Source organism: Streptomyces sp. NPDC102270 (assembly GCF_044766405.1).
GTDB lineage: Bacteria > Actinomycetota > Actinomycetes > Streptomycetales > Streptomycetaceae > Streptomyces.
Window position 1 is genome coordinate 381625 of sequence record NZ_JBIWLX010000001.1, and the last position, 13974, is coordinate 395598.

Here is a 13974-nt window from a genome sequence, read left to right on the forward strand (position 1 = left end):
GAGGAGAACGACATGACCGCCCAGACCGATACCCCGGGTACCGTCACCGCCGTCTACAAGGTGAGCGGGATGAGCTGCGGGCACTGCGAGGGTTCCGTTTCCGGCGAGATCTCCGAGATCGCGGGGGTCAGCTCCGTGAAGGCGGTCGCGTCCACCGGCGAGGTGACGGTCGTTTCGACGGAGCCGCTGGACGAGGAGGCCGTACGGGCCGCTGTGGACGAGGCCGGTTTCGAGCTCGTCGGCAAGGCCTGACCGACCGGGGAGCAGCGAGCATGCCCATGACGACTACGACAGCGCCCGTGTCCGAGGTCGAGCTGGCCATCGGCGGGATGACCTGTGCCTCCTGTGCCGCCCGTGTCGAGAAGAAGCTCAACCGGATGGACGGCGTCACCGCCACGGTCAACTACGCGACCGAGAAGGCCCGCGTCAGCTACCCCGCGGGGGTCGAGGTCGCCGATCTCATCGCGACCGTGGTGAAGACCGGGTACACGGCCGAGCAGCCCGGGCCACCCGCGGAAGAGCCGTCTCGGGACGACCCGGAGCTCACCGCCCTGCGGCAGCGGCTCCTCGTCTCCGTCGCGCTCGCCGTCCCCGTTGTCGCGCTCTCCATGGTCCCCGCCCTCCAGTTCGACAACTGGCAGTGGCTCGCGCTGACCCTCGCCTCGCCCGTCGTCGTCTGGGGTGCGTGGCCCTTCCACCGGGCCGCCTGGACGAACGCCAGGCACCGCGCGGCCACCATGGACACCCTCGTCTCGGTCGGGACCCTCGCCGCGTTCGGCTGGTCGCTGTGGGCCCTGTTCTTCGGTGACGCGGGGATGCCGGGCATGCAGGAGCGGTTCGAGCTCACCGTCGGCGCCATGGACGGCGCCTCGACGATCTATCTCGAAGTGGCCGCGGGAGTCACCGCCTTCATCCTGCTCGGGCGGTATCTGGAGGCCCGTGCCAAGCGTCACGCGGGGGCCGCTCTCAGAGCGCTGATGGAGCTCGGGGCCAAGGACGTCGGCGTGCTGCGGGACGGGCGGGAGATACGCATTCCGGCGGACCGGCTGGCCGTCGGGGACCGGTTCGTCGTACGGCCCGGCGAGAAGATCGCGACCGACGGCACCGTCGTCGAGGGCGCCTCGGCCGTGGACGCCTCCATGCTGACCGGCGAGTCGGTACCGGTGGACGTCGGCGTCGGGGACACCGTCACCGGCGCGACCGTCAACGCCGGCGGACGGATCGTCGTGGCGGCGACCCGGGTCGGGGCCGACACGCGGCTCGCGCGGATGGCGAAGCTGGTGGAGGACGCGCAGAACGGCAAGGCGGAGGTGCAGCGGCTGGCCGACCGGGTCTCCGCGGTCTTCGTGCCGGTCGTCATCCTCATCGCGCTGGCCACCTTCGCCGGCTGGCTCGGCGTCACCGGGGACACCGCCGCCGCGTTCACCGCGGCCGTCGCCGTACTGATCATCGCCTGTCCGTGCGCGCTGGGCCTGGCCACGCCGACCGCGCTCATGGTCGGCACCGGACGCGGCGCCCAGCTCGGCATCCTCATCAAGGGGCCCGAGGTCCTGGAGTCCACGCGGCGCGTCGACACCGTCGTCCTGGACAAGACCGGCACGGTGACCACCGGCCGGATGACCCTCCAGGCGGTCCACGTCGTCCAGGACACCGACGAGAAGCAGGTGCTGCGGCTCGCGGGCGCCCTGGAGCACGCCTCCGAGCACCCCGTCGCCCGGGCCGTCGCCGCGGGCGCGGAGGAGCGGGTCGGCCCGCTGCCGGCGGCCGAGCGGTTCGAGAACGTCCCCGGCAGGGGCGTACGCGGGCGCGTGGAGGGCCGCGAGGTGGCCGTCGGGCGACTGTTCGACGTGCTGCCCGCCGAGCTGGCCCGGGCGAAGGAAGAGGCCGAGCGGGACGGTCGTACGGCTGTCGTCGTCGGGTGGGACGGTCAGGCGCGCGGCGTTCTGGCGGTCGCCGACGCGGTCAAGGAGACCAGTGCGGAGGCGGTGCGGTCACTGCAGGCGCTGGGGCTCAGGCCGGTGCTGCTGACCGGGGACAACCGGACGGTGGCCGAGGCGGTGGCGCAGGCGGTCGGGATCGACGAGGTGATCGCCGAGGTGCTGCCCGAGGACAAGGTCGATGCCGTACGGCGACTGCAGGGCGAGGGACGGGTCGTCGCGATGGTGGGCGACGGGGTCAACGACGCGGCCGCGCTCGCCGTCGCCGACCTGGGCCTCGCCATGGGGACCGGGACCGACGCGGCGATCGAGGCCGGGGACCTGACGCTGGTGCGCGGGGATCTGCGGGTGGCCGCGGACGCGATCCGGCTCTCGCGGCGCACCCTGTCCACGATCAAGGGCAATCTCGTGTGGGCCTTCGGTTACAACGTGGCCGCGCTGCCGCTGGCGGCGGCCGGGTTGCTGAACCCGATGATCGCCGGGGCGGCGATGGCGTTCTCCTCGGTGTTCGTGGTGACCAACAGCCTGCGACTGCGGGCCTTCCGTTGAGGATCCTTTGACGGACCCCCTCTGGAGTCCGGAGCCCCACTCACATAAGCTCTTCACAAGACTCGCGCATCGTCCTTACGCTGGGGTCTCGTTCACCGTATCCGGGCTCTTGCGTATCTAACGGACATTTGCAAGAGACGCAGATCACAGTGATGCGAACGTAACCATCGAAGGGGTTCGAAGGTCTAAGTTGGCGATGTCAGGCAGCGTCTTGGGGGGCGTTGACTGACATCTGAGGATGTCTTGGGGGACTTCCTCGGAGCTGCGTTGCCGGGGCACGCACTTAGGGAAGCTTTGAGCGGCCCTCCCGACCGTGCGCTGTCCCGGCAGACCGCACACAAGGAGTAGTACGAGGAGTTTTGCTCGTTCTGCTCAACAGCACTACCGGAAAGACAGCGATTCAGGCGCTGGTCTCTCAGACGCCCGGCCGGATCCCGTGGGGGGAATCCGCACCGGGACATGGGAAGGCGCCCTGGACGCCGGCCCGTGGGGGGACCGTCGCCAGGGCGCCTTCCGCTTTGCGCTTCTTCCGCTGTGCGTTTCTACGAGCGTGTACTGCGCCGACCTCAGGGGCGCGCAGAACCGCGCCACCAGCCACGGCCGGCCCGCAGTCGCCCCCGCTCCTTCAGCGGCGAGCTCCTAGGCGCACCGACACCCGCGCAGATCTGGCGCGGGCGGCCGATACGGGAACCCGGCTGCTTGATCATCTCGTGCCACCCGCGGGGAACGCCGAAGGGGCGCCACCGAAGCGACGCCCCTCAACAGACCGGCAGACGTCAGCGCTGCTCGACCGGCACGAAGTCGCGCTCGACCACGCCCGTGTAGATCTGACGCGGGCGGCCGATACGGGAACCCGGCTCCTTGATCATCTCGTGCCACTGGGCGATCCAGCCCGGCAGGCGGCCGAGGGCGAACAGGACCGTGAACATCTCGGTCGGGAAGCCCATGGCGCGGTAGATCAGGCCCGTGTAGAAGTCGACGTTCGGGTAGAGGCTGCGCGAGACGAAGTAGTCGTCGGAGAGCGCGTGCTCCTCCAGCTTCAGCGCGATGTCCAGCAGCTCGTCGGACTTGCCGAGGGCCGAGAGGACGTCGTGCGCGGCGGCCTTGATGATCTTCGCGCGCGGGTCGAAGTTCTTGTAGACCCGGTGGCCGAAGCCCATCAGCCGGACGCCGTCCTCCTTGTTCTTCACCTTGCGGATGAAAGAGTCGACGTCGCCGCCGGAGGTCTGGATACCCTCCAGCATCTCCAGGACGGACTGGTTGGCACCGCCGTGCAGCGGGCCCCACAGGGCGTTGATGCCGGCCGAGATCGACGCGAACATGTTCGCCTGGGACGAGCCGACGAGGCGGACCGTGGAGGTCGAACAGTTCTGCTCGTGGTCCGCGTGCAGGATGAGCAGCTTGTCGAGGGCGGAGACCACGACCGGGTCGGGCTCGTACTCCTGCGCCGGCACCGAGAAGGTCATGCGCAGGAAGTTCTCGACGTACCCGAGGTCGTTGCGCGGGTAGACGAACGGGTGACCGATCGACTTCTTGTACGCGTACGCCGCGATCGTCGGAAGCTTGGCGAGCAGCCGGATCGTCGAGAGGTTGCGCTGCTTCTCGTCGAAGGGGTTGTGGCTGTCCTGGTAGAACGTGGACAGCGCGGAGACGACCGAGGACAGCATGGCCATCGGGTGGGCGTCGCGCGGGAAGCCCCGGTAGAAGTTCTTGACGTCCTCGTGCAACAGGGTGTGCTGCGTGATGTCGTTCTTGAACACCGAGAGCTCGTCGACGGTCGGAAGCTCACCGTTGATCAGGAGGTAAGCGACCTCCAGGAACGTGGAGCGCTCGGCCAGCTGCTCGATCGGGTAGCCGCGGTACCGGAGGATGCCGGCCTCGCCGTCGAGGTAGGTGATGGCGGATTTATAGGCGGCGGTGTTGCCGTAGCCGCTGTCCAGGGTGACCAGACCGGTCTGGGCGCGGAGCTTCCCGATGTCGAAGCCCTTGTCGCCGACGGTGCTGTCGATCACCGGGTAGGTGTACTCGCCATCGCCGTACCGCACTACTACAGAGTTGTCGCTCACGTCATCCCTCACCGACGTTGTGCCTCTTCTTCGAGGTTGCCCTGACTGTCTCTACCATCCCCCATTTGGCGCAGGAGAGTGCACTCGGGGTCGGCCGTTGGGCGTATCAGCGGCACTGAGTGCCGCCAACTTGCTCATCCTGCCCCTCCGCAACCGCTTCCGGAAGAGCTCTGTGACCCACGTGACTCATTTGATCGATCATTTTTTGTGTTGTCTCACGATTGACGGCCCTCACCGGCCCGAGAGCCGGAAGTCCAGCGCCGTACAACGCCGTCCCGCCGAGACCGTGCGCACCGCCTGACCGATCGCCTTGCGCGAACCGACGAGGACGACCAGCTTCTTCGCCCGGGTGACCGCCGTGTACAGCAAATTCCGCTGGAGCATCATCCAGGCGCTGGTGGTGACCGGGATCACCACGGCCGGATACTCGCTGCCCTGGGAACGGTGGATGGTCACCGCGTACGCGTGGGCCAGTTCGTCCAGTTCGTCGAACTCGTAGGGCACCTCCTCGTCCTCGTCCGTCAGCACGGTGAGGCGCTGGTCGACCGGGTCGAGCGAGGTGACCACGCCCACGGTGCCGTTGAAGACGCCGTTGGTGCCCTTCTCGTAATTGTTGCGAATCTGGGTGACCTTGTCGCCGACCCGGAAGACCCGGCCGCCGAACCTCTTCTCGGCGAGGTCGGGGCGGCCCGGGGTGATGGCCTGCTGGAGCAGACCGTTGAGGGTGCCGGCGCCCGCGGGGCCCCGGTGCATGGGGGCGAGCACCTGGACGTCCCGGCGTGGGTCGAGGCCGAACTTGGCCGGAATCCGACGGGCCGCCACGTCCACGGTGAGCCGGCCGACCTCCTCGGTGTCGTCCTCGACGAAAAGGAAGAAGTCCTTCATGCCGTCGGTGACGGGGTGCTGCCCGGCGTTGATCCGGTGCGCGTTCATCACCACACCGGACTGCTGGGCCTGCCGGAACACGCGCGTCAGGCGCACCGCCGGGACCGGGCCGCCGTCGGCGAGGAGGTCCCGCAGGACCTCGCCGGCACCGACGCTGGGCAACTGGTCCACGTCCCCGACGAACAGCAGGTGCGCGCCCGGCGGGACGGCCTTGACCAGCTTGTTGGCGAGGAGCAGGTCCAGCATGGAGGCCTCGTCGACCACCACCAGGTCGGCGTCGAGCGGGCGGTCCTTGTCGTAGGCCGCGTCGCCGCCGGGCTTCAGCTCCAGCAGGCGGTGGACGGTGGAGGCGTCGGCGCCGGTGAGTTCGGCGAGGCGCTTGGCGGCCCGGCCGGTCGGGGCCGCGAGGACGACCTTGGCCTTCTTGGCGCGGGCCAGCTCCACGATCGAGCGCACGGTGAAGGACTTGCCGCAGCCGGGGCCTCCGGTGAGCACGGCGACCTTCTTGGTGAGCGCGAGCTTCACGGCGGCCTCCTGCTCGGGGGCGAGCTCGGTGCCGGTACGGCCCTTCAGCCAGCCGAGCGCCTTGTCCCAGGCCACGTCCCGGAAACCGGGCATCCGGTCCTGGTCGGTGCGCAGGAGCCGCATCAGCTGGGCGGACAGGGAGAGTTCGGCGCGGTGGAAGGGGACGAGGTAGACGGCGGTGACCTCATGGCCGTCGGAGCCGGGGAGCTTCTCGCGTACGACGCCGGGGTCGCCCGACTCCTCGTCCGGCTCGGCGAGTTCGGCGAGGCACTCGATGACCAGGCCGGTGTCGACCTGGAGGAGCTTGACCGCGTCGGCGATCAGCTGTTCCTCGGGGAGGTAGCAGTGCCCCTGGTCGCTGGACTGCGAAAGGGCGTACTGCAGGCCCGCCTTGACGCGCTCCGGGCTGTCGTGCGGGATGCCGACGGACTGGGCGATCTTGTCGGCGGTGAGAAAGCCGATGCCCCAGACGTCGGAGGCTAGCCGGTAGGGCTGGTTCTTCACGACGGAGATCGAGGCGTCGCCGTACTTCTTGTAGATGCGCACGGCGATGGAGGTGGACACCTCGACGGTCTGGAGGAAGAGCATGACCTCCTTGATCGCCTTCTGCTCCTCCCAGGCGTCGGCGATCTTCTTGGTGCGCTTGGGGCCGAGACCGGGGACCTCGACGAGCCGCTTCGGCTCCTCCTCGATGATCTTCAGGGTGTCGATGCCGAAGTGCTGGGTGATGCGGTCGGCGAAGACGGGCCCGATGCCCTTGACGAGCCCCGAGCCGAGATAGCGGCGGATGCCCTGGACGGTGGCGGGCAGGACGGTCGTGTAGTTCTCGACGGTGAACTGCTTGCCGTACTGCGGGTGGGAGCCCCAGCGCCCCTCCATCCGCAGGGACTCCCCCACCTGGGCGCCGAGCAGCGCGCCGACGACGGTGAGGAGGTCGCCAGCGCCTCTGCCGGTGTCGACGCGGGCGACCGTGTAGCCGTTGTCCTCGTTGGCGTACGTGATCCGCTCCAGTACGCCTTCGAGCACGGCCAGTCGTCGTTCACCCGTGGAGGCCCCCGCCTGATCGGTCATGATCCGACGGTACCGCCCGGCACCGACAGCGCCCGGGCCGTCACCCGGATCGGGCGGGCTGCTCCACACGGGCCCGGCGAGGATCAGGTCGGCCGCGGAGACAGGCGCGCCTCGTCTCGCCCCCGGTGGAGCGGGGCATCGCAATGCCCTCGCGTCGGACTGCCAGGGCAGGGAGAGCGGGCCGCGCGGCGGAGGAGACCATACCGTCAACCGCCCCGCCCGGCGGGCGGGGCGGAGCGGCGGCCAGTGACCACGACACGCGGTCGGGTTCCCTCCGGGCGAGGGCGTGCCGGGCACCGCCACGCCCAGGTGAACCCGGTCCATACCAGGGCGGCAGCCGTCACAGGCGCGCCGAGGACTGGGCGGAGACACACCTCACCGAACCCCACACACCACCAGACCCCCACAGCCCGACCCGTCTACCCCGCCCGTGACGTCACGTGGTCGATCACCGTCCGGAGGTCCTCCGTCGGGGAGAAGTCCACGTACTCGCGGTCCTCCAGGGCGACGGGGACATGGCCGGGTCCCCAGTGGTACGCCTGTCCCGCTTCGTACTCCTCCTCGCCCGTGGGCGTGAGCATCTTCAGTCGGCCCTTGAGCAGGTAGCCCCAGTGCGGGCACTGGCACGCGTCGCCGTCGAGGCCCTTGAGGGCGGAGCCCATGTCCGTGCCCTCCGGCAGCCGGAAGTAGCCGACGGACATGCCGCCGCCGATGGGCTTGGTGCGCACCTCCAACCCGTCGCCCGCGAGGACCACGGGTACCTCGTCGTGAGTGGCCGCCGTCATGACTCCTCCGCTTCGGGCGGCCACGGCCTGGAGGAAAGCACTCCTGGTCCTCTCAGCCTGATCCGTCCTCGCCCGGCCCGCGACATCACGATCCGGTCTCAGGGTCTTGCCAACCGTCGTGGAATCGATTCCAATCCTTCCTGCAAGGGATCGTGTAATCGATTCCACGAGTTCCACGAGGAGGTGGAGCGGCGATGGCGAGCATCAAGGATGTCGCTGCCGAGGCGGGGGTCTCCGTCGCCACGGTGTCGCGGGTCCTGAACGACCATCCGTCGGTCAGCGCGGACGCACGCACGCGTGTGCTGGCCGCCGTCGCGGCCCTGGGCTACCGCCCGAACGCCGTCGCCCGCTCCCTGCGCACCGACCAGACCCACACCCTCGGCCTGGTCATCAGCGACGTGCTGAACCCCTACTTCGGCGAGCTGGCCCGCTCCGTCGAGGAGGAGGCCCGCGCGCTGGGCTACAGCGTGATCATCGGGAACGCCGACGAACGCCCGGATCTGCAGGACCACCACGTACGGAACCTGCTGGACCGGCGGATCGACGGACTCCTCGTCTCCCCCACCGACGGCGGCTCCCCGCTGATGCTGGACGCCGTGCGCGCGGGGACGCCAATGGTCTTCGTGGACCGCTGGATCCCGGGTGTGGCCGTGCCGGTCGTGCGGGCCGACGGGCGGGCCGCCGTACGCGATCTCGTCGCCCATCTGTACTCGCTGGGGCACCGCAGGCTCGCCATCATCGCCGGGCCCGCCGCCACCACGACCGGCCAGGAGCGTGTGGCGGCCTTCCGCGAGGCCCTCCAGGAGTACGGCCTGGAGCTGCCCGACGCCTACATCGGGCAGGGCGACTTCCAGGCCGAGAGCGGGCGGCGGGTCACCGAGGGCTTCCTCGATCTGCCCGAGCCGCCCGAGGTCGTCTTCGCGGCCGACAACCTGATGGCTCTGGGCGCGCTGGACGCCGTACGCGCGCGTGGGGTGCGGGTGCCGCAGGACCTCGCCCTGGCCGCGTTCGACGACATCCCGTGGTTCGTGCACACCGATCCGCCGATCACCGCGATCGCCCAGCCCACGGGCGAGCTGGGGCGGGCCGCCGTGCGCGCGCTCGTCGACCGCATCGAGGGGCGGCCGCCCGCGTCGGTCACCCTCCCCGCCCGTCTCGTCGTCCGCCGTTCCTGCGGCGAGGACCCGCACGAGAACCCCGTAACGAACAGGAGCGAGCCGTGAGCAACGAGGACGAGTTGCTGCGCATCGAGGGCATACGGAAGTCCTTCCCCGGCGTGGTCGCGCTCGACGGCGTCGACTTCGACCTGCGCCGGGGCGAGGTGCACGTACTGCTCGGCGAGAACGGCGCCGGCAAGAGCACGCTGATCAAGATGCTGTCGGGCGCCTACCACCCCGACGAGGGCCGTGTTCTGGTGGACGGCGAGGAGGTGCACATCCGCGGGGCGCAGGACGCCGAGCGGCTGGGCATCGCCACCATCTACCAGGAGTTCAACCTCGTCCCCGATCTGACGGTCGCCGAGAACATCTTCCTGGGCCGGCAGCCGCGCCGCTTCGGGATGATCGACCGGAAGCGGATGGAGGCCGACGCCGAGGTGCTCCTGCGGCGCGTCGGGGTCAACGTCTCGCCCCGCGCGCGTGTGCGTGAACTCGGCATCGCCCGGCTCCAGATGGTCGAGATCGCCAAGGCGCTCAGCCTGGACGCGCGCGTGCTGATCATGGACGAGCCGACCGCCGTGCTCACCTCCGGGGAGGTCGACAAGCTCTTCGCGATCGTGCGCAGGCTGCGCGAGGACGGGGTCGGCATCGTCTTCATCACCCACCATCTGGAGGAGATCGCCGCCCTCGGCGACCGGGTCACGGTCATCCGGGACGGGAAGTCCGTCGGGCAGGTGCCCGCCACCACGCCCGAGGACGAGCTCGTACGCCTGATGGTGGGGCGGTCCATCGAGCAGCAGTACCCGCGCGAGCGCGGCGAGACGGGAGCCCCCCTTCTGAAGGTCGAGGGCCTCACGCGCGACGGCGTCTTCCACGACATCGGCTTCGAGGTGCACGCCGGCGAGGTGGTCGGCATCGCCGGGCTGGTCGGAGCGGGCCGTACCGAGGTCGTGCGGGCCGTGTTCGGCGCGGACCCGTACGACAAGGGGGCCGTGCACGTCGCCGGGACCGCCCTGAAGGGGCATGACGTGGGCGCCGCCATGGCGGCCGGGATCGGTCTGATCCCCGAGGACCGCAAGGGCCAGGGCCTGGTGCTCGACCAGTCGGTCGAGGAGAACCTGGGCCTGGTGACCATGCGGGCCCGCGCGCGGGCGGGGCTCGTCGACCTCAAGGGCCAGCGGGAGGCCGCCGCCCGGATCGCCGAGCAGCTCGGGGTACGGATGGCGGGCCTGCACCAGCACGTGCGGACCCTCTCCGGCGGCAACCAGCAGAAGGTCGTCATCGGCAAGTGGCTGCTCGCCGACACCAAGGTGCTGATCCTCGACGAGCCCACGCGCGGGATCGACGTCGGCGCCAAGGTCGAGATCTACCAGCTCGTCAACGAACTCACCGCGGCCGGTGCCGCCGTCCTCATGATCTCCAGCGATCTGCCCGAGGTGCTCGGCATGAGCGACCGGGTGCTGGTGATGGCCCAGGGCCGGATCGCCGGCGAACTCGCCGCCGACGAGGCCACGCAGGACTCCGTGATGGCACTCGCCGTCAGCACGAACACCGTAAAGACCGACAAGGAGGCCCCCCGTGGCCACTGACACGCTCAAGAGCGGGGCGAGCGCGGGTGGCCTGCGCCGTCTCCTGCTCGACAACGGCGCGCTGACCGCGCTGATCGTCCTGGTCATCGCCATGTCGGCGCTGTCCGGCGACTTCCTGACCACCGACAACCTGCTCAACGTCGGCGTCCAGGCGGCCGTGACGGCCATCCTCGCCTTCGGTGTGACCTTCGTGATCGTCTCGGCGGGCATCGACCTGTCGGTCGGCTCGGTGGCGGCCCTCTCGGCCACCGTCCTCGCCTGGAGCGCGACCTCGCACGGGGCGCCGGTCCTCCTGGCCGTCGTCCTCGCCGTCGTGACCGGCATCGCGGCCGGTCTCGTCAACGGTTTCCTGATCGCGTACGGCAAACTCCCGCCGTTCATCGCCACGCTGGCGATGCTCTCGGTGGCGCGCGGTCTGTCGCTGGTGATCTCCGCGGGCTCCCCGATCGCCTTCCCCGACTCGGTCTCGCACCTCGGCGACACACTCGGCGGCTGGCTGCCGGTGCCCGTCCTCGTCATGGTCGTCATGGGGCTCCTCGCGGCCTTCGTGCTGGGACGGACGTACATCGGCCGCTCGATGTACGCGATCGGCGGCAACGAGGAGGCGGCCCGCCTGTCCGGGCTGCGGGTGAAGAAGCAGAAGCTCGCCATCTACGCGCTGTCCGGTGTGTTCGCGGCCGTCGCCGGTGTCGTGCTCGCCGCCCGGCTGTCCTCGGCGCAGCCGCAGGCCGCCGACGGCTACGAGCTGGACGCGATCGCCGCGGTCGTCATCGGGGGTGCCTCGCTCGCGGGCGGCACCGGCAAGGCGTCCGGGACCCTGATCGGCGCGCTGATCCTCGCGGTCCTGCGCAACGGCCTCAACCTCCTGAACGTGTCCGCGTTCTGGCAGCAGGTCGTCATCGGTGTTGTCATCGCGCTGGCGGTGCTCCTGGACACCCTGCGCCGCAAGGCCGGGGCGACCCCGGTGACCGGTGCCTCACAGGGCGGCAAGGGGCGCCAGGCGGCCACGTACGGTCTCGCGGCCGTGGTCACCGTGGCGATCGTCGGCGCGACCTCCTTCCTCCACAACGGCTCGTCCTCGACGGCGAACCCGAAGGTCGGTCTGTCGCTGTCCACCCTGAACAACCCCTTCTTCGTGCAGATCCGCTCGGGTGCCCAGGCCGAGGCGAAGAAGCTGGGCGTGGACCTGACCGTCACCGACGCCCAGAACGACGCCTCCCAGCAGGCCAACCAGCTGCAGAACTTCACCAGTTCGAGCCTCGGCGCGATCATCGTCAACCCGGTGGACTCGGACGCGGCGAGCAACTCGGTGAAGGCCGCCGACAAGGCGAAGATCCCGGTCATCGCGGTCGACCGCGGCGTCAACAACGCGAAGACGGACGCCCTCGTGGCCTCCGACAACGTCGCCGGCGGTGAGCTCGCCGCCAGGACCATCGGCGACAAGCTCGGCGGCAAGGGCAAGATCGTGATCCTCCAGGGGCAGGCCGGCACGTCGGCGGCCCGGGAACGCGCTGAGGGCTTCGCCAACGGCCTCAAGGCGTACCCGGGCATCCAGGTCGTCGCGCAGCAGCCCGCCGACTTCGACCGCACCAAGGGCCTCGACGTGATGTCGAACCTGCTCCAGGCCCACCCGGACGTCCAGGGCGTCATCGCCGCCAACGACGAGATGGCGCTCGGCGCGATCAAGGCGCTGGGCTCCAAGGCCGGCACGTCGGTCTCGGTGGTCGGCTTCGACGGCACGCCGGACGGCCTGAAGGCGGTGAAAGACGGCACGCTGTACGCGTCCGTCGCACAGCAGCCCTCCCAACTCGGCAGAATCGCGGTGGACAACGCGCTGAAGGCCATCGAGGGCAAGAAGGTCGAGGAGACGGTCAAGGTGCCGGTGAAGGTGGTCACGAAGCAGAACGTGGCCGGTTTCACGGGCTGAGCGCCCCACTCACCCCACAGGGAGTCATCTTCATGTACGACTACGACCTGCTGGTCGTGGGATCCGCCAACGCCGACCTGGTGGTCGGCGTCGAGCGGCGGCCCGGCGCAGGCGAGACGGTGCTCGGCTCGGACCTGGCCGTGCACCCGGGGGGCAAGGGCGCCAACCAGGCGGTCGCGGCGGCCCGGTTGGACGCGCGTACGGCGTTGCTGGCCCGCGTCGGCGACGACGGGCACGGCCGGCTGCTGCTCGACTCGCTGCGGGCGGCCGGGGTCGACACGGTGGGCGTGCTGGTGGGCGGGGCGCCGACGGGGGTCGCCCTGATCACCGTCGATCCGTCGGGCGACAACAGCATCGTGGTCTCGCCGGGCGCCAACGGGCGTCTGACGCCGGGGGACGTACGGGCCGCGGTCAGCCTCTTCCACGCCTCCCGGGTGGTCTCGACCCAGCTGGAGATCCCGCTGGAGACGGTCGTGGAGGTGGTGCGGAACCTGTCGCCGGACAGCCGGTTCGTGCTGAACCCCTCGCCGCCGCGGCCGCTGCCCACCGAGGTGCTCGTGGCCTGTGATCCGCTGATCGTCAACGAGCACGAGGCGAAGGTGATCCTCGGGGACGCGTGTGTGAGCGACGCGCCGGAGGACTGGGCGCGGCTGCTGCTCGCGAAAGGACCGCGGTCGGTGGTGGTGACGCTGGGCGCCGAGGGGTCGCTGGTGGCGTCCTCGGCGGGGGTGAGCCGGGTGGCGTCGGTGAAGGTGGACGCCGTGGACACGACGGGCGCGGGGGACGCCTTCACGGCGGCGCTGGCGTCCCGGCTGGGGGCCGGTGCCGGGCTGGCGGAGGCCGCCGCGTACGCGTCCCGGGTCGGGGCGGTCGCGGTGACGCGGAAGGGCGCGCAGGACTCCTTCCCCACGGCGGAGGAGGTCGATGCCCTGTGCTGTGCCAGCCCGGGGGGCAACCCCCGGACCCCCGGCCGAGAGCCTGACGAGGCGACCGGAGCGACGCGGCGAGGTGAGTCCGGGTGAAGAAGGCCGGAATACTCAACCGTCAGCTCTCCGGCGCGCTCGCCGAGCTGGGGCACGGGGACGGGGTGCTGGTGTGCGACGCCGGCATGCCGATCCCCGACGGCCCGCGCGTGGTCGACCTGGCCTTCCGGGCCGGGGTGCCGTCCTTCGCGGAGGTCCTCGACGGGCTGCTCACCGAGCTGGTCGTGGAGGGGGGCACGGCGGCGGCGGAGGTGCGGGACGCCAACCCCGCGGCCGCGCGGCTGCTGGACGCCCGCTTCCCCGAGCTGCACCTGGTCCCCCACGAGAGGCTCAAGGAGCTGTCGGCGGACGCGCGGCTGGTCGTACGCACGGGGGAGGCACGGCCGTACGCGAATGTGCTGCTGCGCTGCGGGGTCTTCTTCTGACCCGCCGCCCGCGCAGATGTTTCGAGAGGCCCGGCCCATGGACCGGGCCTCTCGGCTTTCCCCTCCCCCATCAGA

Annotated in this window: 10 protein-coding genes; 7 read left to right on the forward strand and 3 right to left on the reverse strand. The window is 70.4% G+C overall.

What is annotated here, in order from left to right; all coding sequences use genetic code 11:
* The first annotated feature begins 12 nt into the window (after positions 1–12).
* Complete coding sequence (locus ACIRP7_RS01645) at positions 13–252, forward strand: heavy-metal-associated domain-containing protein (protein ID WP_393600041.1); 240 nt, start codon at positions 13–15, stop codon at positions 250–252.
* A gap of 20 nt (positions 253–272) precedes the next feature.
* Positions 273–2486 (forward strand): heavy metal translocating P-type ATPase, encoded by a 2214-nt coding sequence (locus ACIRP7_RS01650; protein ID WP_403652437.1) that lies wholly within the window; start codon positions 273–275, stop codon positions 2484–2486.
* Between the two features lie 776 nt (positions 2487–3262).
* Here ACIRP7_RS01650 and ACIRP7_RS01655 read toward each other — a convergent pair.
* From ACIRP7_RS01655 to ACIRP7_RS01665, 3 genes are all read right to left on the reverse strand, one after another.
* Positions 3263–4552, reverse strand: a complete 1290-nt coding sequence (locus tag ACIRP7_RS01655; protein WP_031037819.1) for a citrate synthase — start codon at positions 4550–4552, stop codon at positions 3263–3265.
* Between the two features lie 231 nt (positions 4553–4783).
* Complete coding sequence (locus ACIRP7_RS01660) at positions 4784–7033, reverse strand: ATP-dependent RecD-like DNA helicase (protein ID WP_403652440.1); 2250 nt, start codon at positions 7031–7033, stop codon at positions 4784–4786.
* Positions 7034–7452: 419 nt separating this feature from the next.
* Positions 7453–7818 carry a hypothetical protein gene (locus ACIRP7_RS01665; RefSeq protein ID WP_403652443.1) on the reverse strand — a complete coding sequence of 122 codons (366 nt, stop codon included), beginning with the start codon at positions 7816–7818 and terminating at the stop codon, positions 7453–7455.
* A gap of 194 nt (positions 7819–8012) precedes the next feature.
* On the opposite strand from ACIRP7_RS01665, the gene ACIRP7_RS01670 reads away from it, so the two are divergent.
* From ACIRP7_RS01670 to rbsD, 5 genes are read left to right on the forward strand one after another with little or no spacing between them, the layout of a single operon-like run.
* Positions 8013–9041: a LacI family DNA-binding transcriptional regulator gene (locus ACIRP7_RS01670; protein ID WP_403652446.1), complete on the forward strand. Its 1029-nt coding sequence runs from the start codon at positions 8013–8015 to the stop codon at positions 9039–9041.
* Positions 9038–10564 (forward strand): sugar ABC transporter ATP-binding protein, encoded by a 1527-nt coding sequence (locus ACIRP7_RS01675; RefSeq protein WP_403652448.1) that lies wholly within the window; start codon positions 9038–9040, stop codon positions 10562–10564. The genes ACIRP7_RS01670 and ACIRP7_RS01675 overlap by 4 nt, the downstream gene beginning before the upstream one ends.
* The gene (locus tag ACIRP7_RS01680) at positions 10554–12491 is read left to right on the forward strand and encodes a substrate-binding domain-containing protein (RefSeq protein WP_403652451.1); all 1938 of its coding nucleotides are present in this window, start codon (positions 10554–10556) and stop codon (positions 12489–12491) included. Before ACIRP7_RS01675 ends, ACIRP7_RS01680 begins: the two co-directional genes overlap by 11 nt.
* Positions 12492–12523: 32 nt before the next feature.
* The gene (locus tag ACIRP7_RS01685; RefSeq protein WP_403652454.1) at positions 12524–13513 is read left to right on the forward strand and encodes a ribokinase; all 990 of its coding nucleotides are present in this window, start codon (positions 12524–12526) and stop codon (positions 13511–13513) included.
* A complete protein-coding gene (gene rbsD / locus ACIRP7_RS01690; RefSeq protein ID WP_352384195.1) occupies positions 13510–13899 on the forward strand; it encodes a D-ribose pyranase in 390 nt (129 codons plus the stop codon). The genes ACIRP7_RS01685 and rbsD overlap by 4 nt, the downstream gene beginning before the upstream one ends.
* The last annotated feature ends 75 nt before the right edge of the window (positions 13900–13974 follow it).